Raw genomic sequence first — 20,617 nt, forward strand, 5'->3', positions numbered from 1 at the left:
TTGTTGTCGCCTTGCGCCTTCGGTTGACACTGCCAAGAGTTGTCTCCTATAATAAATTAACGATTTTGCGTCTGTGGAAGTGAAAATGATGGTTAGAAGCATGACAGGTTATGGACGGCAAGAGGATAGCAGGGGAACTGTGCGTTTGACTGTGGAGATTCGCGCCGTCAATCATCGGTATTCCGAGATACAGGTACGACTGCCAAAAGCTTGGAGCATGCTGGAGGATCAGGTGCGCAAGCTGGTGAGCCAGTACGTCCGAAGAGGCCGTGTCGATGTGACCATCGCGATCGACGGAAAAAGCCAGGCGGCTTCTGCTATCGATATTGACTGGCAGATGGCCGAACAGCTTGTTTCGTTGTCGCGCACGATGGCTGAGCGCTTTTCACTGGAAAGTCCGCTTGGCGTCAAGGAGCTTTTGCTCTTCCCTGGCGTGATACATACAAAAGAAACGGCAGACGACCATGACGAAGTAGCCGAATGGCTGCTGGATCAGGTACGAACTGCGGCGATCGACTTGCTTTCCATGAAAGAGGCGGAAGGCAAGCAACTGTACGCTGATTTATCCAGTCGGCTCGCACAGATTCAAGCGTGGGTGGCGGAGCTTCAACAGTTGGCTCCTATGGGGATCGAGGAACATCGAACCCGCCTGCAGCAGCGTCTGGGGGAGTGGGCCAGCCAGGTTCCGTTTGAACTGGACCTTGCGCGTGTGGCTCAAGAGGTTGCCTTTTTCGCTGACAAGAGTGATATCAGCGAGGAGATTACCCGCCTGGAAAGTCATTGTCTCCAGTTTGCAAAGCAATTGACGGCAAGCGAAGCGATCGGGCGAAAGCTGGATTTTTTGCTCCAGGAAATGAACCGGGAAGCGAATACGATTGCTTCCAAGGCGAATTACTTGCCAATCGCGCACCTCGCTGTCGAGATCAAGACCGAGCTGGAGAAAATGAGAGAGCAAGTACAGAATGTCGAGTAGCATGAAAGGATGGGCTGGGCCGTTATGGCAATCAAGCTAATCAATATCGGGTTTGGCAATATTGTGAATGCCAACCGTATCATTTCCATTGTAAGTCCGGAATCTGCCCCAATCAAACGGATCATCCAGGAAGCGCGTGATCGCAATATGCTGGTGGATGCAACGTATGGGCGCCGGACGCGCGCTGTGATTATTACGGATAGCGATCACGTCATTTTGTCGGCGGTGCAGCCGGAAACAGTGGCGCAGCGACTGACGACGAAGGATGACGAATCGGACGAATAAAGTAGGAGTGTACACAATGAGCATGGTTGATCGCGGTCTCCTTTTGATTCTCTCCGGACCTGCGGGAGTGGGCAAAGGCACGGTATGCAAGGCGCTTCGGGAAAGAATGCCCGAGCTGGTGTATTCCGTATCGGCTACCACACGTTCTCCGCGCCCGGGCGAGGTGGAAGGAGTCAATTACTTTTTCAAGACACAGGAAGAGTTCAAGCAAATGATTGAGCAAGACGCTCTTCTGGAGTGGGCAGAATACGTAGGGAACTTCTACGGCACGCCCCGCCAATTCGTGGATGAGATGCTGGACGAAGGACGAGATGTCATTTTGGAGATCGAAGTCCAGGGCGCGCTGCAAGTGAAGCAAAGCTTTCCGCAAGGGACGTTCCTGTTCCTCGCTCCGCCTGATTTGCACGAGCTGGAAAACCGGATCGTAGGACGGGGCACGGAGACAGAGGATGTTATCCGCAAGCGGATGGAAGTAGCCCGCGCGGAAATCGAGCTGATGGATCATTACGATTACGTCGTGGTCAATGATGTTATCGAGTCTGCCTGCGATCGCATTCAGGCTATTATTACAGCCGAGCATCTGAAAAAAGATCGCCAGGTTCACAAATATCGCAAATGGTTAAAGGAGGTTGAATAGATCATGTTGTATCCATCTATTGACGAATTGACTGCGAAAGCAGAAAGCAAGTACATTTTGGTGACTGTCGCTTCCAAACGCGCGCGCCAATTGCGCGAAAACAGCGAAATGCAGGTAGTCAGACCAAAATCCAAAAAGTTTGTAGGCGTGGCTCTCGAAGAGTTTATCTCCGACGAACTGGTGCACGAGTTTTTGGACGGACGTAAATAAGAGCTTACCTTTAAAAACAACCTCCAAGCAGGTTGTTTTTTTCGGATAGGGAAGAAAAGGGGGAGTTGCAGATGATGAATACGCTCTCGGGAAAACGAATCGTGCTCGGAGTCTGTGGCGGCATTGCGGCTTACAAGGCGGCGGCGCTGACAAGCAAGCTGACACAGGCAGGGGCACAAGTGCATGTCATTTTGACGGAAAACGCCTTGAAATTCGTTCAGCCGCTGACATTTCAAGCTTTGTCGCATCTGCCGGTCTACACCGATACGTTTACGGAGCCAGACCCGCACGTCATCAGCCACATTGAGCTGGCGGACAAGGCTGACCTCGTGCTGATCGCTCCTGCCACGGCCAATGTGATCGGCAAAATCGCGAACGGAATCGCAGATGACATGCTGACGACGACCTTGCTTGCAACCAAGGCCCCGGTGATGGTCGCACCCGCGATGAATGTCAATATGTACCACCATCCGGCGGTCGCGGCGAATATGGAAAAGCTCGCGTCTTTCGGCTATCGGTTCGTGGAGCCGGGGGTAGGCTTGCTGGCGTGCGGCTGGATCGGCAAAGGGCGTCTCGCTGAACCGGAGGAAATCGTCGAAGCGGTTCAACGCTTTTTTGCCCAACCGGACGAACAAGCAGGAGCGGCGATCAAGCAGGACTTGCTGGACAAGCACGTACTGGTGACAGCAGGGCCAACCCGGGAAAAAATCGATCCGGTTCGCTACATTACCAACCACGCCTCCGGGAAAATGGGCTATGCCATTGCCGAAGCTGCGCGCGACCGGGGAGCGAAAGTGACGCTGATCAGCGGGCCGACTTCGCTTGCCCGTCCCGCTGGTGTCGAGTTCGTAGCGGTAGAATCGGTACAGGAGATGTTCGACGCGGTCATGGAGCATCTGCCGCAAAGCGATATCGTCGTGAAGTCGGCGGCTGTATCCGATTACCGTCCGAAAACGGTGCAGGAGCATAAAATGAAAAAGGGCGACGGCCCGTTTGTCTTGGAGCTGGACAAAGCGCCGGATATTTTGAAGACGATCGGTGAGCGCAAAACGAAGCAGTTCGTGGTCGGGTTTGCTGCCGAGACGCAAGATGTTCTGCTGCATGCGCAGTCCAAACTCGAACGCAAAAATCTCGACATGATCGTGGCCAACAATGTCCTGCTGGAAGGGGCAGGAATGGGAAGCGACACGAATATCGTCACCCTTTTGACGCGGGAAGGCGAGCAAGTGGCGCTGGATAAACTGAGCAAGCGGGCGGTAGCTGACAAACTGTTTGATGCCGTGCTGTTGAAGCTGCAGCATAAGCCGCTGTCGGAGCTGTCATGATCGCTCAAGTGATTGTAGACGTGCCTGTCAATCGAACGAATCGGCCTTTTGACTACAAGGTACCGTCTTGGCTTAGTCCGCTCATCCGTGTGGGCAGCAGGGTAATCGTCCCGTTTGGCCCGCGCAAGCTGCAAGGGTATGTGACCGGAATTGTGGAACTAGCGGACGGAGAAATCGCGTCGTCCCGTTTGAAAGATGTGGAGCAAGTGCTCGACGATACGCCTCCGCTTAGCCCGGAACTGCTGGAGCTGGGCGAATGGATGTCCAAACAGTATTTGTGCCCGTGGGTGACTGCTGTTCAGGCGATGATTCCGGCTGTCCTGAAAGGAAAGTCGGAGAAATGGCTGGTCGCGACAGAGGCGTTGGACGCTGACGCATGCGGACAGTCGGGGCTTTTATGGGAACTGTCGCGAAAACGGCAACTTCCGCTTGCCGAGGTGGAAAAACAGTTTCCGGAGGAGTATTTGCTCGTTCCGGGCTGGATTTCCAGCGGACTTTTGGCGACGGAATACCAGGTGACGGATCGGATTACCCGCAAGCAGCAATCTTTTGTGCGCAGTTTGCTGGATGCATCCGGCCTGGAAGAAGCGATCCGCTCCTTGCCAGCGCGTGCCGAGCAGATGCGCCGAGCGCTCGAACTGTTTCGCATGCATGAGGGGCAAGCGTTTTCGACCCAGATGCTGCAAGCGGAGTACGGCATTAGCCGCGCGTCCTTGAAGAGTTTGGAGGCAAAAGGCATTCTCGTCATTGAGCAGGTGGAAGTGTACCGCGATCCATACGCCAATCGGCGCTTTTCCGAGAAGCCGAAGCCGGAATTTACCCCGCTCCAGCAGCAGGTTTTGGCACCGATTTTGCAATCTATAAAAATGGGGATTTACTCCTCGTACTTGCTGCACGGGGTTACGGGCAGCGGCAAGACAGAAGTGTACCTGGAGGCGATCGAACAGACGCTGGCAAAAGGGCGCGAGGCGATTTTTCTCGTTCCGGAAATCTCTTTGACGCCGCAGATGGTGGAGCGGTTCAAAGCGCGCTTCGGGGCCGATGTTGCCGTTCTGCACAGTGCCTTGTCCCAAGGGGAGCGGTACGACGAGTGGCGCAAAATCATTCGCAATCAAGTAAAAGTCGTGGTGGGCGCACGCTCGGCCATTTTTGCTCCTTTTCGCAATGTCGGCCTGATCGTGATCGACGAAGAACATGAAAGCTCCTACAAGCAAGAGGAGACACCTCGTTACCACGCGCGGGAGGTTGCGCTCTGGCGGGCGAAAAGAAACGATGCTGTCCTGATTATGGGAAGCGCGACTCCGGCTTTGGAGACGTATGCGCTGGCTACGCGTGGCCGCTACGGCCTGTTGCAAATGCCAGACCGCGTCGGAAATCGCCCGATGCCGCAGGTGCACGTCGTCGATATGCGCGAAGAGCTGCAAGCCGAGAATCGCTCGATGTTCAGCCGGAAGCTGCATGCGATGATTGCGGATCGTCTGCAAAAAGAGGAGCAGATGGTCATTTTCCTCAATCGCCGCGGCTTTTCCACGTTCGTCATGTGCCGTTCGTGCGGCTATACGATGCGCTGCATTCATTGCGACATCTCGCTTACCTACCATAAAACGAACCATACGGCGCGGTGCCACTACTGCGGCTACACGATCGCCCAGCCCACCCATTGCCCGGAATGCCAGAGCGAGCATATCCGCTTTTTCGGGACGGGAACGCAAAAAGTCGAAGCAGAGCTTGCCAAGCTGTTTCCAGGCATTCGCGTCATTCGCATGGATGTGGACACGACCTCGCGAAAAGGCGCACATGAGGAGCTGTTGAACAAATTTCGCAACGGACAGGGCGATGTGCTGCTGGGAACGCAAATGATCGCCAAGGGACTCGATTTTCCGCGGGTGACGCTGGCAGGCATTATCGCGGCGGACAGCTCGCTGCATTTGCCTGATTTTCGCGCGGCGGAAAAGACGTTCCAACTGCTGACCCAGGTAGGCGGACGCGCCGGTCGGCACGAACTGGAAGGCGATGTCGTCATCCAGACGTACACGCCGGAGCATTACAGCATCGTCCACGCCACCCGGCACGACTATCCGGCTTTTTATCACGATGAAATGTTGCAGCGCAGACGCACGGGATACCCTCCGTATTTCCGGCTGGTGCTGATCACGTTCAGCCATGAGGAAGTGCCTGTCGTAATACGCGGCGCCCACACCTTGGCAGACTTTTTGCGCCCGCGGCTTGCCCAGACGACGATCTTGCTTGGGCCTGTTGCTTCGCCCATCGCGCGCGTGAAGGATAGATTTCGCTTTCAGATCATGCTAAAATATCGGGATGAACCGCAACTGTCTGACTTGCTTGCTCAGGCGACAGCGGCATTTGAAGAATGGAACAAACAGCAGAAAGTATTGATGACGATTGACGTCGATCCATACGTATTGCTTTAGGGAGGATATGATTCACATGGCGATTCGCACAATTGTAAAACATCCAGATCCGATTTTGCGTGAAAAAGCGATCAAAGTGACCAAGTTCAATTCGAACCTGCACAAGCTTTTGGACGATATGGCTGACACGATGTACGATGCAGACGGCGTAGGTCTGGCTGCACCGCAAGTAGGGATTTCCAAGCGCGTGATTGTGATGGACTGCGGAGACGGACTGATCGAAATCGTCAACCCGGAAATCGTCGAGCACAAAGGCGAGCAGTTTGACTATCCGGAAGGCTGCCTGAGCATCCCGGGACTGCGCGGAGACGTTCGCCGCCACAAATGGATCAAGCTGCACGGGCAAGACCGCTTCGGAAACGAGATCGAGCTGGAGGCAGACGATCTTTTGTCCCGTTGCGCCCAGCATGAGATCGACCACTTGAACGGCGTCCTGTTCATCGATGTAGCCGACAAGGTGTATCAGGTGAACCCGGAAGAGGAAGGGGAATAACCGATTTGAAAGATGCTCGCATCCTGTTTATGGGTACGCCTGACTTCGCGGTGTCGAGCCTGAATGCGCTCATCGAAGCAGGCTATAACGTGATTGGAGTTGTTACGCAACCGGATCGTCCCGTAGGACGCAAGCAAGTGCTGACGCCGCCCCCCGTCAAGGAGGCGGCTTTGCGTCATGGACTTGCTGTGTTGCAGCCGGAAAAAATCAAGGCGGAAGAAGCTTTGGAAGAAGTGCTCGCGCTGTCTTTTGATCTGATTGTCACGGCGGCATACGGGCAAATTTTGCCGAAGCGCTTGCTGGATGCTCCGCGCTTTGGCTGCATCAACGTGCACGCTTCGCTTTTGCCGAAATATCGCGGTGGCGCGCCGATTCACAAATCAATCGTCGACGGCGAAGCCGAGTCCGGCGTGACGATCATGTACATGGTAGAAGCGCTCGATGCGGGAGATATGCTGTCCAAGGTCGTAGTGCCGATCGAGGAGCGGGATACGGTCGGGCTGTTGCATGACAAGCTGGCGGTAGCGGGTGCCCGGCTTTTGCTGGAGACGGTGCCTCGTTTGCTGGCCGGAGAGATTCAGCCGGAAGCGCAAGACCATTCGGCAGCGACATTTGCCCCGAACATCAAGCGGACGGATGAAAAAATCGACTGGACGAAAACCGCTACGCAAATCTACAACCAGGTGCGCGGCTTGAACCCGTGGCCTGTCGCCTTCACGACTTGCGAAGGCAAAGTGTGGAAGCTGTGGTGGGTGGAAAAAAGGCTGGAGGCTGGCGGCGGATACGAGCCGGGCACGATTATCGCCCGCGAAGAGGACGGATTGGTCATCGCCTGCGGAAGCGGTGCGGTAAAAGTAACCGAGTTGCAGCCAGAAGGCAAAAAACGGATGAGTGCTCTCGACTTTTTGCGCGGAGCGGGCAGCAGCATTGAAATCGGCACAAAGGTAGGAGAATAGTCCGTGGCAAAAAAGGGAGCAAGAGATATTGCGCTAGACGTTTTGAATCGGGTAGAGGAGCATAAGTCGTACAGCAATCTGGAGCTGAGAGGCGTTCTGGATCGCGCGCAGCTCAGTGCGGCGGATACGGGATTGGTGACCGAGCTGGTATACGGGACGATCCAGCGCAAGCTGACACTCGATCATGTTTTGTCCCATTTTGTCGGGAACAAAAAGCTGCAGATGTGGGTGCGCAACTTGCTTCGTCTGAGTTTGTACCAAATTCGTTTCCTCGACCGCATTCCAGAGCGCGCCGCTGTTCACGAGGCCGTAGAAATGGCCAAGCGTCGCGGACATCAAGGGATTGCCTCGATGGTGAACGGGGTTTTGCGCAATGTACTGCGCCAGCCGGATGTGTGGGAGCGTTTGCCAAAAGGTGACCGCGCCGCACAAATTTCCGTTGCGCATTCCCATCCGGAATGGCTCGTCCGCGAGTGGCTGAAAGTGTACGGCGAAGAAGCGACGATCGCGATTTGCGAAGCCAACAACCGCACGCCGCACAGCTCGATCCGCAGCAACTCGCTGAAAACAACGGTCAGTGAACTGCTGGACAAGCTTGCGCAAGAGGAAGCGGTAGCGCAGCCATCTGCCCTGAGCCCGCAAGCGATCGTGGTGGCTGGCGGACACGTGGCCGGATCGCGTTTGTTCCGGGAAGGGTTTTTTACGATCCAAGATGAAAGCTCGATGCTGGTCGCCCCTGCACTCGCTGCCAAGCCAGGCATGCGCGTGCTCGATGCATGTGCGGCTCCGGGCGGCAAGACGACGCATATAGCGGAGATGATGGAAAATCACGGACAAATTATCGCCAGCGATTTGCATCCGCACAAGCGCGAGCTGATTGCCCAAACCGCCAAGCGGCTGGGAATCACGATTATCGAGCCGATTACAAGCGACGCGCTCGATTTGCCAGACAGAGGACTCGGGACATTTGACCGGATTTTGCTGGATGCACCGTGCTCCGGTTTTGGCGTCATCCGGCGCAAGCCCGACTTGAAGTGGAACAAAACACCCGAGGACGTGCGGGCGATTGCCCAGCTCCAGTACGAGCTGCTCAAGGCATTGGCTCCGATGCTTGCGCCAGAAGGTGTGTTCGTCTACAGTACGTGCACGATTGAGCCAAAGGAAAACCAGGAAATTGTCCAGCGCTTCGTCAAAGAGCACCCGGAGTTTGTTTTGGACGATACGCTTGGGCAAGACTTGCCTGACGCCGTTCGCAATCAAGTGGACGAGTCTGGTGCCTGCGTGCAGATTTTGCCTCAGCATTTTGACAGTGACGGCTTCTTTATCGCGCGATTGAAACGAAAAGGATAGCAAGGGAGGGGTGGCGTGCCAATTGCGGAAAATGCCACTCCTTTGCCTTTGTTTGCGCATGTGCGGATTGGTTTACACTAGGAAAAGGGACGCATTTCTGAAATGGATGCCAAAACCGTTTGAAGCGGGACGCGTGGCGAGGTACAATGATAGAATGATAATTTGTGCAAGCAATGATTTTGAGGATGTGGAAAAGAAATGCCATTCACGACATTTACAAGCGCTAAGCCGCTTATTTACAGCTTGACCCAAGACGAAATGAAAGAGTGGCTCATCAGCGTAGGTGACAAGGCTTTTCGCGCCCAGCAAATTTTTGACTGGCTGTACGTAAAGCGTGTGACTTCCTTTGATGAGATGAGCAACCTGTCCAAAGACCTGCGGCAGAAGCTTGCTGAGACATTCCGTCTGGACTCTTTGACAGAAATTACGCACCAGCAATCAACGGATGGCACAATCAAGTTTTTGTTCCAGCTCGTTGACGGGCATGCGATCGAAACGGTCATCATGCGCCACAGCTACGGAAACAGCATCTGTGTGACGACGCAGGTCGGATGCCGGATCGGTTGCACGTTCTGCGCCTCCACGCTCGGTGGATTGAAGCGCAACCTGGATGCAGGCGAGATCGTCTCCCAGGTGCTGATGGCCCAGCGCAGACTGGATGCCGATGGGGAACGCGTCAGCCACGTCGTAGTGATGGGGATTGGCGAACCGTTCGAGAACTTCGAGAGCTTGATGGCTTTTCTGTCCATCATCAACGACAACCGCGGGCTGAACATCGGCGCTCGTCACATTACCGTTTCTACCAGTGGGATCGTGCCGAAGATTTACGAGTTTGCCGAACGCGGCGGACAAGTCAATCTCGCTATTTCCCTGCATGCCCCGAATACAGAGCTGAGAAGCAAGCTGATGCCGATCAACCGCGGCTTCCCGCTTGACAAGCTGATGGAGGCGTGCCGTCATTACATCAACAAAACGGGTCGCCGGATCAGCTTCGAGTACGGTCTGTTCGGAGGCAAAAACGATCAGCCTGAACACGCCGAAGAGCTGGCGGAGCTGATTGGAGACATGCTGTGCCACGTCAACCTGATTCCGGTCAACTACGTGCCGGAGCGCGACTACGTGCGCACGCCGCGCAACGAAATTTTTCAGTTCAAACGCATCTTGGATGAAAAGGGAATCAATGTGACCATCAGACGCGAGCAAGGCAGCGATATCGCCGCTGCCTGCGGTCAGCTGAGGGCACAACACGCTAAAGAAACCGTGGGGTGAAGCCATGGAAATCGCGATGAAATCCCATGTCGGCCGCGTCCGCCAGGTAAATGAGGACTACTATGCCTGTGTTGCCGATCTGAACGGACGCGTGCTGGCCATTGTTGCAGACGGTATGGGCGGGCATCAGGCTGGAGACATTGCCAGCCGCCTTGCCGTTGAGCGAATAGTAAAAGAACTGCGGCACCTGGATGGACAGCTTGACGCAGAAGATGCGCGCGAGCAGTTGATGAATGCTGTCCTGGCCGCGAATAAAGAAGTGTACGATTACGCTTTGAATCATCCGGAGTGCAGCGGGATGGGAACGACAGTAGTGGCCGCGCTGCTTGGCGAAACATCTGTCATTACGGCCCATATTGGCGACAGTCGCCTGTATGTTTACAACGCAGACGGACTGGTCATGAAAACAGAGGACCACTCTCTTGTGAACGAGCTTTTGAAAAGCGGACAAATCACGGAAGAGGAAGCTTCTGTCCATCCACACCGAAACGTCATTATGCGTTCGCTCGGCACCGAGCCGGATGTGTTGATTGATCTGGGGCACTTTGAATGGGCGAAGGGCGATATCGTCCTCATTTGCTCAGACGGCCTCAGCAACAAGGTAGCCCATGCCTCTTTGGAAAATTGGTTGCAGAAACAGATATCGTTGCAAGCGAAAGTGGACGGTCTGGTGCAAGAAGCGCTGGAAGCCGGTGGGGAAGACAACATTACGCTGGTCGCTGTCCAAAAAAAGCTTGACGTCGGTCAGAAAGAGGGGTGAGAGAGATGGAAGGTCAACGACTGGGAGGACGGTACCAATTGGAATCCCGCGTCGGCGGAGGCGGTATGGCGATCGTATACAAAGCGAGAGATCTGATACTGAATCGTCCAGTGGCCGTCAAGGTGCTGCGTTCGCAGTTTGGTACAGATGAAGACTTTGTGAACCGGTTCCGGCGTGAAGCTCAGGCAGTAGCAAGCTTGTCTCACCCCAATGTGGTCGGGGTTTACGACGTAGGCCAGGAAGGCGACACGCATTACATGGTGATGGAGTACATAGAAGGCTACACGCTGAAAGAAGTGATTATCCAGCGTGGGGCATTGCCGGTGGAAGAGGCTGTGCGCATCGCCGAACAAATTTGCGATGCACTCGATCATGCGCACCAGAACCAGATTATTCATAGAGACATCAAGCCGCACAATATCATGATCGGCAAAAACGGTCGGGTGAAGGTAACGGACTTCGGAATTGCGCGAGCAGTTACTTCTGCTACCATAACCCACACCAACGCCATGCTTGGCTCTGTCCATTATTTTTCGCCAGAGCAGGCGCGTGGCGGGATTACAGGGGAAAAGTCGGATATTTACTCGTTGGGGATTGTCTTGTACGAAATGGTGACGGGAGAGCTGCCGTTTTCCGGGGATTCCCCGATTTCCGTGGCGCTCAAGCATTTGCAGGAACCGCTGCCTGAACCGCGCCAGGTGAATCCGAACATCCCGCAGAGCGTGGAAAACGTGATTTTGAAAGCATTGGTCAAGGACCCGTTTTTGCGGTACGCCTCGGCCCGCGAAATGCTTGAAGATTTGGAGACGTGCCTGTTTCCGGAACGGTTGAACGAAGAAAAGCTGACGTTTCCGATTGATGAAGAGATGACGCGTGTCGTCCCGATTATTACGCCGGAAATGATGGAAGGGCACACGCACGGACGGACCGGAGGCGGACAGCGCAGCCGCCAGGAGCCGAACGGAGACGACGAGGAGCAAAGACCCCAGAAAAAATGGTGGGTGAAGGCGCTGCTCTGGGTCGGCGGAATCGGACTGTTTTTCGTGCTGGCGTTCTTCGGATTCAACTTCCTGTTGAACGTCGTGCCATCTGTCCCGGAGGTGCCCGTCCCTTATGTGGAAGGAACCGAAGTGTCCTTGGCTGAGAAAAAGATTCAGGAAGCGAATCTCGTTCCGCAAATCGTCGAGGAAGCGAACGATACGATGGAAAAAGGAATGGTCATCAGGCAAGACCCGGCTCCGCCGATGAGGTTGAAGGAAAAGGCCGTCGTCACCTTGTACGTCAGCAAAGGCCAAGAGCTGATCGACATGCCGAACCTGATCACCTTGCCGCGGGCAACGGCGGAAGAGACGTTGAAAAAGAATGGCTTCAAGCTGGAATCGGTCAAGTTCGTCGAAGAAGAGGACGACAAGGCCGAGGTGGGAACCGTCATCAAGCAGTCGCCGGAAGCAAATGAGAAGGTGTATGCAGGAAAAACAAGCGTGACGGTGACGATCAGCAAAGGAAAAGCGTTCGTGACCATGCCGGATGTACGCGGCAAATCGGTCGAAGCGGCGCAAGTGGAGCTGTTCAAAAAAGAGCTCAACGTCGGGGAAATCAAGAAAGTGCCTACGTACTCGACCGACAAAGAGGGGGAAGTGCTGAGCACCCATCCTTATGACCCGGGCATGCAAGTGCAAAAAGGGGTGGCTGTCCCGCTGACCGTCAGCAACGGACAGTATCCGCAGGACGCCAAGTCCGCCGTCGCGCCTGTGTACGTCGAAGTCGTGCCTGGCGAGACGCTGGAAGTGAAGATTGAAGTGACAGACGCGCGCGGCGATGCAAAAGTGCTCTACCAGGAGGCGATTGCCGAGAACAAGGAATACGACGTTCCGGTAGTCGTATCGCCACAAAAAGACGCGCTGGTCAAAGCAACGGTCAAAAGGCAGAACGAAACCGAATTTAAGGAATACCAAACGATTCCGATCTCGTACAACAGCCTGCCGTAAAACAAGTGGAGGGACATGAATGCCAGAGGGACGGATTGTGAAAGCGCTGAGCGGCTTTTACTATGTAGCCGATGAAGGGCGCATCTACAGTTGCCGTGCAAGAGGGCTGTTCAAGAAAAAAGATGCCAAGGTCAACCCGCTTGTAGGCGACTGGGTCGTCTACGATGCGATCAACGAAGAAGAAGGCTATGTGATGGAGGTGGGCGAAAGGACCAATGAACTGGTCCGCCCGCCCATTTCCAATGTAGATCAGGCCGTCCTCGTCTTTTCCATGTACAAGCCGATGTTCAGTCCGCTTCTTTTGGACAAGTTTTTGGCTCATACGGAGCATGTCGGGATTGAGTCCGTCATCGTGCTGTCCAAGGCTGATCAGGTGCCGCAGGAAGAAGTGGACGCGATTGTGCAAAAATACGAGAAGATCGGCTATCGCGTGATCCCGACCTCGACCGTGGACGAACGCGGGCTGCACGAGGTTCGCGAGATTTTGCACGACCGGATTACCGTTTTCGCCGGGCAGTCAGGGGTAGGCAAATCATCGCTGATCAATACGCTGTTTCCCGGTGTCAGTCTCCAGACTGGAGACGTCAGCGAAAAGCTGGGCCGAGGAAAGCATACGACCCGCCACGTAGAGCTGATTCCGCTGGACGGGGGCGGATATGTAGCCGATACGCCAGGCTTCAGCTCGCTCGAGTTCATCGATTTTACCGAGCTGGATCTGGCAGAGTCGTTCCGCGATTTCGCCGAGCTTAGTGCGGATTGCAAGTTCCGCGGCTGTCTCCACGTGAGCGAGCCGTCTTGCGCCGTACAGGAGGCGCTGGCTGCGGGCGAGCTGTGCGAAGAGCGCTATGCCCACTACAAACAGTTCCGTGAAGAGCTGAAAGAATATCAACGGAGGAACAAACCATGGTAAAAATCGCACCTTCTATCCTGTCAGCGGATTTTGCCCGTCTGGGCGAGGAGATTCTCGATGTCGAGCGCGGGGGAGCAGACTGGATTCACGTCGATGTCATGGACGGACATTTTGTGCCAAACATTACGATCGGGCCATTGATCGTCGAGGCGATTCGCCCTGTGACCAAGCTGCCGCTGGATGTTCATTTGATGATTGAAGAACCGGACCGCTACATCCCGCAGTTTGCCAAAAGCGGTGCAGACTGGATCACGGTTCATCAGGAAGCGTGCCGCCACCTGCACAGATCGCTCTACCTGATCAAAGAGCAGGGCGTAAAAGCGGGTGTAGTCCTGAATCCGGCCACTCCGGTTTCGACGATCGAGCCTGTGCTTGCTGACTTGGACATGGTCTTGCTGATGACAGTCAATCCGGGTTTTGGCGGCCAGAAATTCATTCACAGCGTCGTTCCGAAAATCAAGGAGCTGCGCCAGTTGCTGAATGAACGCGGACTGGGCCATGTCGAGATCGAAATCGACGGCGGGGTCAACGTGGAAACGGCTCGCCTGTGCGAAGAAGCGGGGGCAACTGTGCTCGTCGCCGGAAGTGCCGTATTCAACCAGCAAGACCGGGCGAAAGCGATCTCTGCCATCCGCGGATAAAAAGCATAGCAAAAAGCCGACTGCCATTTTTCGAGCAGTCGGCTTTTTTCGTGGGAAGCGAGCGTCAGGGCTGATCAGAGGTTACGTACGTGCCAGCAACCAAGTCGTGAATGGCTCGCTTGTCTTTTCGCACACAGACCATGACCAGACTGACAAGCGCAGCGATGCCAAATGTGATGCCGTAAATGAGCATCATGCCGACCAGCACGCGCAAAAGCATCGTGCCGATTCCGACGCGTTCCCCGTCTACGCGGGCGATGCGCACGCCGACAATTCTTTTGCCGACCGTGTAGCCGTACCAGAACACCGGAACGAGCAGGCTGTATAAAGTCGAGATCAGATTGGTCACGATGTTGCCTTCTGTATCCCCAGTAATGAGGTAGCTGATGAGAGCAAGAGGCACGCCAATAATCAGGCCGTCCAGCAAGGATGCTCCGAGACGCCGCCAAAAACCGACGGGATTGCTTGGCACTGGTGCAACGTTTTCCATATGTACCCTTCCTTTCATTGTAGGCTAGGGAATATATATGTCTGATCTCTTGAAAGTATTTCACGAAACAAGCCTGCCGATTCTCCGGTGCCTGAGCAGGCAGGGGAGCGGCTTTACAGGGCCGTAAGCAGGCGAAGCAAGACCGCAACCCGTCCCGGAATCGCATCGAGGACGATGTGCTCGTGCGAAGCGTGTGCGCCATCCCCGACAGGACCAAGCCCATCGAGTGTCGGGCATCCGGCGTCTGCGGCAAAATTGCCGTCGCTGGTTCCGCCTACGCCCTGTTCTGTCAGCTCGAAGCCTTCCAGACGCGCTTGCTCCTGAGCCAGTAAAAACAGTTTCTCGGTGCCAGCGTTTCGCTCCATCGGAGGCTTGGCAATCCCGCCTTCGAGTTTCAGCCCCGCGCCGGGCAGAACAGGTGCAAGCTGATTCATCAATCGGGTAATTCGCTCTGCTTCCGCACGGCTCTCGATGCGAACATCGATTTCTGCCATCGCCCAGTCAGGTACGACGTTGGAGACGCTGCCTCCTTTGATCGTGCCGACAGACAACGTAGTGCCAGCCGCATAATCGGTAAACGACTGAATCGCCAGGACGTGATGCGCCAGTTCTTCGATAGCATTTACCCCGATAGCGTGGTCGTTGCCCGAATGAGCGGCTCGTCCTGTTGCCGTCAGGAAAAATTCCCCGCCGCCTTTGCGGCTTGTCTTCAAGGAACCGTCTCCTGCCGCTGGCTCCAGAACCAGCGTGTATTTGCTTCGCTTGGCTTCCGCTCTGATCAACTGTTCGGAGGAGACGCTGCCGATCTCTTCGTCCGTGTTCCAGAAAAAGACGAGCTTTTTGGACAGCGGCAGCCCATGCGAGATAATCGCGCGCAGAGCGAAGTAGGCGAAGACGATCCCCGACTTCATATCGTACGTGCCAGGCCCGTACAGACGCCCGTTTTCCTCGCGCAAAGGCTCTTTTTGCAACGTGCCGATCTCTTTCACAGTATCGAAATGACCGAGTATGAGCACTTGCTCCTCGCCTTCGCCGTATTCGATGCGGAGCTGATCGCCGTACGTTTGTTGCGGCAGGCGCTCGACGCGGCAGCCAAGCTCGCGGAAACGCTCTGCGATATACAGGCCCAGTCGATCAACAGCTTCCTTGTTGTGAGTCGGTGTCTCCATTTCCACGTAGGTGCGCAGCTCGTCGACCATGTCCGGGAGCTGCTCGCGAAAGTAGGACGTCCAATTCGTACTCATCTTATTTCCTCCTTTATGTACGAGCTTTTCATACTGCACTATAAATCTTCTCTCCTGTTTTCGCCAGAGAAAAATCCGCGAAGCCGTCACGATATTTGCCGAGGTTGGGCATACTAGGCGAAGCAGCAAGCACCGTGAGAAAAAGGGGGAGAGTGATTTGTGTGTAAAATTCTGTATTTTGCATAATTAGCAGATGGTGAAAAAATGATTGAAATTGTTTAGTAAATGATTAAAATAGTCATTATCCTGCATAAATATAAGTTGTTGTGCAAAATATTCAAGTCAAGCATGGCTGCTTTTGCAGTAAATCATTTTACCGGGGGTACACAATGAAAAAACGGACTTCAATTCTTTCTCTTGCAGTAACTTCTCTTTTGGCAGCGGCTATGATCGCAGGATGCGGTACGGGAAATCAGCCTCAGACGGGCGCAGGACAGGGGCAACCGGCTGGCCAAGGACAAGCAGGAGAGAAAAAGACGCTGATCATGGCGACGTCTGCTGACTACAAACCGTATGAATACCACGACCTGACAAGCGGAAAAGACGAAATTGTCGGCTTCGACATTGACATTGCCAAATACATCGCAAATGAGCTTGGCTACGAAGTGCAAGTGACAGACATGAACTTCGACGGACTGGTTCCGGCGCTGCAAACCAATCGCGCAGACTTCGTTATGGCAGGCATGACGCCGACACCGGAGCGCCAGAAAAACGCGGAGTTCTCCGATATTTACTACGATGCGAAAAACACGCTTGTCTCCAAAAAAGAAAGCAACATTACAAAGCCGGAGCAATTGGCTGGCAAAAAAATCGCGGTTCAGCTCGGTTCCATCCAGGAAGAAGCAGCCAAAGAGATGAGCAAAACGGTACAAGGCTTGCAAGTCACTTCCCTCAACAAGCTGGGTGAGATCGTGGAAGAAGTGAAAACAGGTCGTGTCGATGCGGCAATCATCGAGGACCATGTGGCAAAAAGCTTCGTCGAGAGCAATCCTGGCCTGCAATTCACGACGCTCGAAACAGACGAAACAAACGGCTCCGCCATCGCTTTTCCAAAAGGCTCTCCGCACGTAGCGAAGTTTAACGAAGTCATCAAGAAAATGAAGGAAAACGGAGAAATGGACAAGCTGATCCAAAAATGGTTCGCTCAATAATCTCTGGTCATAACGAAGTAACTACTACGCAACGTAGCAAGAGGTGAGAACGGGCATGAATTTGGATTTTGCGCAAATCGTGCCCTATATCCCTTTCATTTTGCAGGGGATAAAGGGCACGCTGCTTGTTACATTGATTTCCGTCGTACTGGGTTTCGTCTGGGGTTCGATCCTCGCACTCATCAAAATTTCTAAATTCGGACCGCTGAACTGGCTCGCTATCGCGTATACGTCCGTTTTTCGCGGCACGCCGCTGATTTTGCAGCTGACCTTTGTTTACTTTGCGACCCCGCAGCTTACCGGCTACAATATTTCGCAGCTGGAAGCGGCTGTCCTGACGTTTACGCTGAACTCGGGCGCGTACATATCAGAGACGATTCGCGGCGGAATCATGGCGGTCGACAAAGGCCAGTGGGAAGCGGCCAAAGCGCTCGGCATTCCGTACCGCCGCATGATGCTCGACATCATTTTGCCACAGGGCATCAAGAACATCCTGCCTGCGCTGGTGAATGAGACGATTGCGCTGCTGAAGGAATCGGCGCTGGTCTCCACGATTGGCTTGTCCGACATCATGCAAAATGCAAACGTGGTAAAAGGGGCCATCTTCCGCTACTTTGAGCCATACATTATCGCCGGCACCTTGTACTATGTCATGGTCATGATGTTGACATGGGTGGCGCGCGTTGTGGAACGGAGGATGAGACGCAGTGATTAAGATCGAGAACATTACCAAGTCTTTCGGGCAACTAAACGTACTCAAGGGCATCTCCACCGAGATCGGCAAAGGGGAAGTCGTGGCGATCATCGGGCCGTCCGGCTCGGGAAAATCCACGCTTTTGCGCTGCATGAATTTGCTGGAGGTGCCAACCAGCGGCAAAATCGCGATCAACGGTCAAGACATTACCGATCCAAAAGCGAATGTGATGGCGATTCGCCAGCAGATCGGGATGGTGTTCCAGCATTTTCACCTGTTCCCGCACATGACGGTGCTCAGCAACCTGACGTATGCGCCGATGAAGGTGAAAGGCATGGCAAAAAGCGAAGCAGAGAAGAAGGCAAGAGAGCTTTTGGCGCGTGTCGGTCTGGCTGACAAAGCCGACGTGTTCCCGTCCCGCTTGTCCGGTGGACAAAAGCAGCGGGTGGCGATTGCCCGCTCGCTCGTCATGGAGCCGCAAATCATGCTGTTTGACGAGCCGACTTCCGCGCTCGACCCGGAAATGGTCAAAGAGGTGCTGGAAGTTATGAAAGGGCTGGCTCATACCGGGATGACGATGGCGATTGTGACGCACGAGATGCGTTTTGCCGAAGAAGTTTCTGATCGCATTCTGTTCATCGATGATGGTCGACTCTTGGAAGAGACGCCTCCGAAAGAGTTTTTTCAAAATCCGAAAAGCGAACGGGCCAAGCAGTTTCTGGAGAAAGTTCGCTAGTGGAAAAAAAGTCGCGGTGCCGCTTTGGGGCCGCGGCTTTTCTCTTTGACAGAGGCATGCACTTGGGCTAGAATCAGGTTGATTTGGAATGTTCATTAGGTTATAAGGAGTGAAGATAGTTGGATCGACAACGCTTGATCATCTTGCTGGAAATGGCGATGATGGCTGCGCTCGCTTTCGTGTTTAGCCAGATTAAAGTTTTTGAAATGCCGCAGGGCGGTTCTGTCTCGCTGGTCATGGTGCCGATTGCGCTGATCGCTGTCCGCCGCGGTTTGACCGCAGGCGTCGTGACGGGCACGCTCGTCGGATTGCTGCAGCTCATGCTGGGAAGCACGCTGGTGAACCCTGTGCAGGTGCTGCTGGATTATCCGCTGGCATTCGCCTTCCTGGGGTTGACGGGACTGGTTCGCTTGTCCCGCTATGAAAAGAAACAGCAACGGGTTGCCGTGCTCTGGGGCGGCTTGCTCATCGGCGTGCTCGGCCGCCTGGCTTGCCATTTTACTTCCGGCGTCATCTGGTTTGGGCAGTACGCGCCTGAAGGCATGAATGTGGCGCTGTACTCGTTTGTTTACAACATCACTTACCTCATTCCCGAAATGATCATCGCGGGAGTGGTCTTGTCAGTCGTGCTGGGCAGCGCTTCCCAACTGTTGTTCCCTGCGCGAGACAGAGTAGCTTAGTTGGACCTGCATAAATGGCACAGCGGATTCATAATGTAATCAGGCAGCAATCATGTTGCCTGATTTTTCATTTTGTCGTGGCGCGATTCCACGGGAGTTTTTGGTGGACATCGACATTTTCGCGTGGCAGGATACATGTTTATCCGACAGCAGAATATGATGTAATATGCACGTTTGGGAGAACACCTAAAGGAGGTGCACAATGAAATGGGATTGCGCTCCTATCGCCTGCGACAGGGGGGCGCCTTGCGACGTGTTCTCGGGGTTGCGTTGGCTGTCGGGGGAATCACCATTTTCCTGTACATGGCACCTCCGTGGGTTTGGTATAGCCTGTTGGCGGCGGCACTCATGGGGGCAGGCTGGTTTTTGTATCGTGGGAAGTAATTTCGGTGAGGAGGGGTAGCATGCGGTTTTACACCATCAAGTTGCCGAAGTTCCTGGGTGGCATGATTCGCGGCATCATCGAGGCATTCAACAAGAAAAAATGAAGACGCGGCCTCCTTCATGAAAAGATGGAAAAGGAACGTCGGAGAAATGCAAAAAAGCACCTCGAGGGTGCTTTTTTTCGCGTTGTTTAGAAAAACTATACGCGAGTTACGAGACCGGATTTCAGTGCTCGAGTGCTTACATAAACGCGCTTCGGTTTACCGTTAACGAGAATGCGCACTTTTTGTACGTTGACACCCCAAGTGCGGCGAGTTGCGCGCATGGAGTGGGAGCGAGCGTTTCCAGCTTTTGCAGATTTACCTGTTACAAAACAACGACGTGCCATTACAATCCACCTCCCTTGTTGCATCTAAACGGGATTTCCTTGATGGGAAATACAAATACTCGATTATATTAGCACATGATTGCTGTCAATTGCAATACTTGACAAGATGATTTGCCAGCTCTTTCTCATAGGGTTGGTAGGATCGACAAAACGCTTCATTTCTCACATCCGTTAGTGTAGAATTGAGGGAAGCATGGGTACGCTTACCTATGAGGCAAGCTGTTTAACAGAGGAGGAGTCCTTCAATGACAGTGGAAATGAGCACATCATTAGGAAAAATTGATGTTACAGAGGACGTAATTGCACGAATTGCCGGAGGCGCAGCCATGGAAGTTTTCGGGCTGGTGGGCATGGCTTCCCGCAAGGCGTTGAAAGATGGAATTGCCGAGCTTCTTGGCCGCGACAACTTGAGCAAAGGTGTCGTCGTGCACAATACGAACGGCGAAGTGGTTTTGGACATGCATATTATCGTCAGCTATGGCGTGAAAATTTCCGAGGTGGCAGGCAACGTGCAACGCCGAGTGAGATATACCTTGGAGCAAACGGTAGGCATCGACGTCACTGCCGTAAACATCTTTGTGCAGGGAGTTCGTACAGACAGAGATTCGTAAGGAGGAACAT

At 54.0% G+C, this 20,617-nt stretch carries 24 protein-coding genes; 21 read left to right on the forward strand and 3 right to left on the reverse strand.

The genetic code is table 11. From position 1 onward, the window contains the following. Positions 1 to 88 precede the first annotated feature (88 nt). The 14 genes from M2298_RS08605 to rpe all read left to right on the forward strand — a co-directional run bounded on the left by M2298_RS08605 (position 89) and on the right by rpe (position 14,229). Positions 89 to 973 (forward strand): YicC/YloC family endoribonuclease, encoded by an 885-nt coding sequence (locus tag M2298_RS08605; RefSeq protein WP_173599680.1) that lies wholly within the window; start codon positions 89 to 91, stop codon positions 971 to 973. A 24-nt stretch (positions 974 to 997) separates the two neighbouring features. Next, positions 998 to 1,258: an extracellular matrix/biofilm regulator RemA gene (gene remA, locus M2298_RS08610; RefSeq protein ID WP_015891999.1), complete on the forward strand. Its 261-nt coding sequence runs from the start codon at positions 998 to 1,000 to the stop codon at positions 1,256 to 1,258. A gap of 16 nt (positions 1,259 to 1,274) precedes the next feature. Next, positions 1,275 to 1,895 carry a guanylate kinase gene (gmk, locus tag M2298_RS08615; RefSeq protein ID WP_063229881.1) on the forward strand — a complete coding sequence of 207 codons (621 nt, stop codon included), beginning with the start codon at positions 1,275 to 1,277 and terminating at the stop codon, positions 1,893 to 1,895. Positions 1,896 to 1,898: 3 nt separating this feature from the next. After that, positions 1,899 to 2,105: a DNA-directed RNA polymerase subunit omega gene (rpoZ, locus tag M2298_RS08620; RefSeq protein WP_063229880.1), complete on the forward strand. Its 207-nt coding sequence runs from the start codon at positions 1,899 to 1,901 to the stop codon at positions 2,103 to 2,105. Between the two features lie 74 nt (positions 2,106 to 2,179). Then, complete coding sequence (gene coaBC, locus M2298_RS08625; RefSeq protein WP_242775274.1) at positions 2,180 to 3,430, forward strand: bifunctional phosphopantothenoylcysteine decarboxylase/phosphopantothenate--cysteine ligase CoaBC; 1,251 nt, start codon at positions 2,180 to 2,182, stop codon at positions 3,428 to 3,430. Further along, positions 3,427 to 5,862 (forward strand): primosomal protein N', encoded by a 2,436-nt coding sequence (gene priA, locus M2298_RS08630; protein ID WP_217021459.1) that lies wholly within the window; start codon positions 3,427 to 3,429, stop codon positions 5,860 to 5,862. Before coaBC ends, priA begins: the two co-directional genes overlap by 4 nt. 16 nt (positions 5,863 to 5,878) lie before the next feature. Next, positions 5,879 to 6,355 carry a peptide deformylase gene (def, locus tag M2298_RS08635; RefSeq protein ID WP_063229878.1) on the forward strand — a complete coding sequence of 159 codons (477 nt, stop codon included), beginning with the start codon at positions 5,879 to 5,881 and terminating at the stop codon, positions 6,353 to 6,355. Between the two features lie 5 nt (positions 6,356 to 6,360). Next, entirely contained in the window at positions 6,361 to 7,311 is a 951-nt protein-coding gene (gene fmt / locus M2298_RS08640) for a methionyl-tRNA formyltransferase (protein ID WP_217021458.1), read from the forward strand. Positions 7,312 to 7,314: 3 nt separating this feature from the next. After that, on the forward strand, positions 7,315 to 8,661 hold the full coding sequence (gene rsmB, locus M2298_RS08645) for a 16S rRNA (cytosine(967)-C(5))-methyltransferase RsmB (RefSeq protein ID WP_217021456.1): 1,347 nt from the start codon (positions 7,315 to 7,317) through the stop codon (positions 8,659 to 8,661). A 198-nt stretch (positions 8,662 to 8,859) separates the two neighbouring features. Next, entirely contained in the window at positions 8,860 to 9,930 is a 1,071-nt protein-coding gene (gene rlmN, locus M2298_RS08650) for a dual-specificity RNA methyltransferase RlmN (RefSeq protein WP_122965080.1), read from the forward strand. A 4-nt stretch (positions 9,931 to 9,934) separates the two neighbouring features. Continuing rightward, complete coding sequence (locus tag M2298_RS08655; protein WP_122965081.1) at positions 9,935 to 10,690, forward strand: Stp1/IreP family PP2C-type Ser/Thr phosphatase; 756 nt, start codon at positions 9,935 to 9,937, stop codon at positions 10,688 to 10,690. Between the two features lie 5 nt (positions 10,691 to 10,695). After that, complete coding sequence (gene pknB / locus M2298_RS08660; RefSeq protein WP_122965082.1) at positions 10,696 to 12,678, forward strand: Stk1 family PASTA domain-containing Ser/Thr kinase; 1,983 nt, start codon at positions 10,696 to 10,698, stop codon at positions 12,676 to 12,678. Between the two features lie 19 nt (positions 12,679 to 12,697). Continuing rightward, positions 12,698 to 13,588 carry a ribosome small subunit-dependent GTPase A gene (gene rsgA / locus M2298_RS08665; RefSeq protein ID WP_122965083.1) on the forward strand — a complete coding sequence of 297 codons (891 nt, stop codon included), beginning with the start codon at positions 12,698 to 12,700 and terminating at the stop codon, positions 13,586 to 13,588. Further along, positions 13,582 to 14,229 (forward strand): ribulose-phosphate 3-epimerase, encoded by a 648-nt coding sequence (rpe, locus tag M2298_RS08670; RefSeq protein WP_063229871.1) that lies wholly within the window; start codon positions 13,582 to 13,584, stop codon positions 14,227 to 14,229. Before rsgA ends, rpe begins: the two co-directional genes overlap by 7 nt. Before the next feature lie 64 nt (positions 14,230 to 14,293). Here rpe and M2298_RS08675 read toward each other — a convergent pair whose 3' ends face one another. Both M2298_RS08675 and M2298_RS08680 read right to left on the reverse strand, forming a co-directional pair. After that, positions 14,294 to 14,719 carry an RDD family protein gene (locus M2298_RS08675; RefSeq protein WP_122965084.1) on the reverse strand — a complete coding sequence of 142 codons (426 nt, stop codon included), beginning with the start codon at positions 14,717 to 14,719 and terminating at the stop codon, positions 14,294 to 14,296. 113 nt (positions 14,720 to 14,832) lie between these two features. Beyond that, on the reverse strand, positions 14,833 to 15,963 hold the full coding sequence (locus M2298_RS08680; RefSeq protein ID WP_173599657.1) for a M20 family metallopeptidase: 1,131 nt from the start codon (positions 15,961 to 15,963) through the stop codon (positions 14,833 to 14,835). Positions 15,964 to 16,292: 329 nt separating this feature from the next. Between M2298_RS08680 and M2298_RS08685 the strand changes: the two genes are divergently transcribed. From M2298_RS08685 to spoVM, 6 genes are all read left to right on the forward strand, one after another. Beyond that, positions 16,293 to 17,114: a transporter substrate-binding domain-containing protein gene (locus M2298_RS08685; RefSeq protein ID WP_122965086.1), complete on the forward strand. Its 822-nt coding sequence runs from the start codon at positions 16,293 to 16,295 to the stop codon at positions 17,112 to 17,114. Between the two features lie 55 nt (positions 17,115 to 17,169). Beyond that, the gene (locus M2298_RS08690) at positions 17,170 to 17,829 is read left to right on the forward strand and encodes an amino acid ABC transporter permease (RefSeq protein ID WP_122965087.1); all 660 of its coding nucleotides are present in this window, start codon (positions 17,170 to 17,172) and stop codon (positions 17,827 to 17,829) included. Next, complete coding sequence (locus tag M2298_RS08695; RefSeq protein ID WP_173598040.1) at positions 17,822 to 18,544, forward strand: amino acid ABC transporter ATP-binding protein; 723 nt, start codon at positions 17,822 to 17,824, stop codon at positions 18,542 to 18,544. The genes M2298_RS08690 and M2298_RS08695 overlap by 8 nt, the downstream gene beginning before the upstream one ends. Before the next feature lie 119 nt (positions 18,545 to 18,663). Then, positions 18,664 to 19,224, forward strand: coding sequence for an energy-coupled thiamine transporter ThiT (gene thiT, locus M2298_RS08700; RefSeq protein WP_122965089.1), 561 nt, complete (start codon positions 18,664 to 18,666; stop codon positions 19,222 to 19,224). 246 nt (positions 19,225 to 19,470) lie between these two features. Further along, entirely contained in the window at positions 19,471 to 19,608 is a 138-nt protein-coding gene (locus tag M2298_RS08705) for a hypothetical protein (protein WP_173598027.1), read from the forward strand. 20 nt (positions 19,609 to 19,628) lie between these two features. Further along, on the forward strand, positions 19,629 to 19,712 hold the full coding sequence (gene spoVM / locus M2298_RS08710) for a stage V sporulation protein SpoVM (protein ID WP_005831022.1): 84 nt from the start codon (positions 19,629 to 19,631) through the stop codon (positions 19,710 to 19,712). Between the two features lie 95 nt (positions 19,713 to 19,807). Here the strand turns inward: spoVM and rpmB are convergent, their stop codons facing one another. Continuing rightward, positions 19,808 to 19,996, reverse strand: a complete 189-nt coding sequence (rpmB, locus tag M2298_RS08715; RefSeq protein ID WP_005831020.1) for a 50S ribosomal protein L28 — start codon at positions 19,994 to 19,996, stop codon at positions 19,808 to 19,810. 245 nt (positions 19,997 to 20,241) lie between these two features. Between rpmB and M2298_RS08720 the strand changes: the two genes are divergently transcribed. Then, positions 20,242 to 20,607, forward strand: a complete 366-nt coding sequence (locus M2298_RS08720; protein ID WP_005831018.1) for an Asp23/Gls24 family envelope stress response protein — start codon at positions 20,242 to 20,244, stop codon at positions 20,605 to 20,607. Positions 20,608 to 20,617: the final 10 nt, after the last annotated feature.

It is taken from the genome of Brevibacillus sp. 1238 (assembly GCF_029892995.1).
Taxonomy (GTDB): domain Bacteria; phylum Bacillota; class Bacilli; order Brevibacillales; family Brevibacillaceae; genus Brevibacillus; species Brevibacillus parabrevis.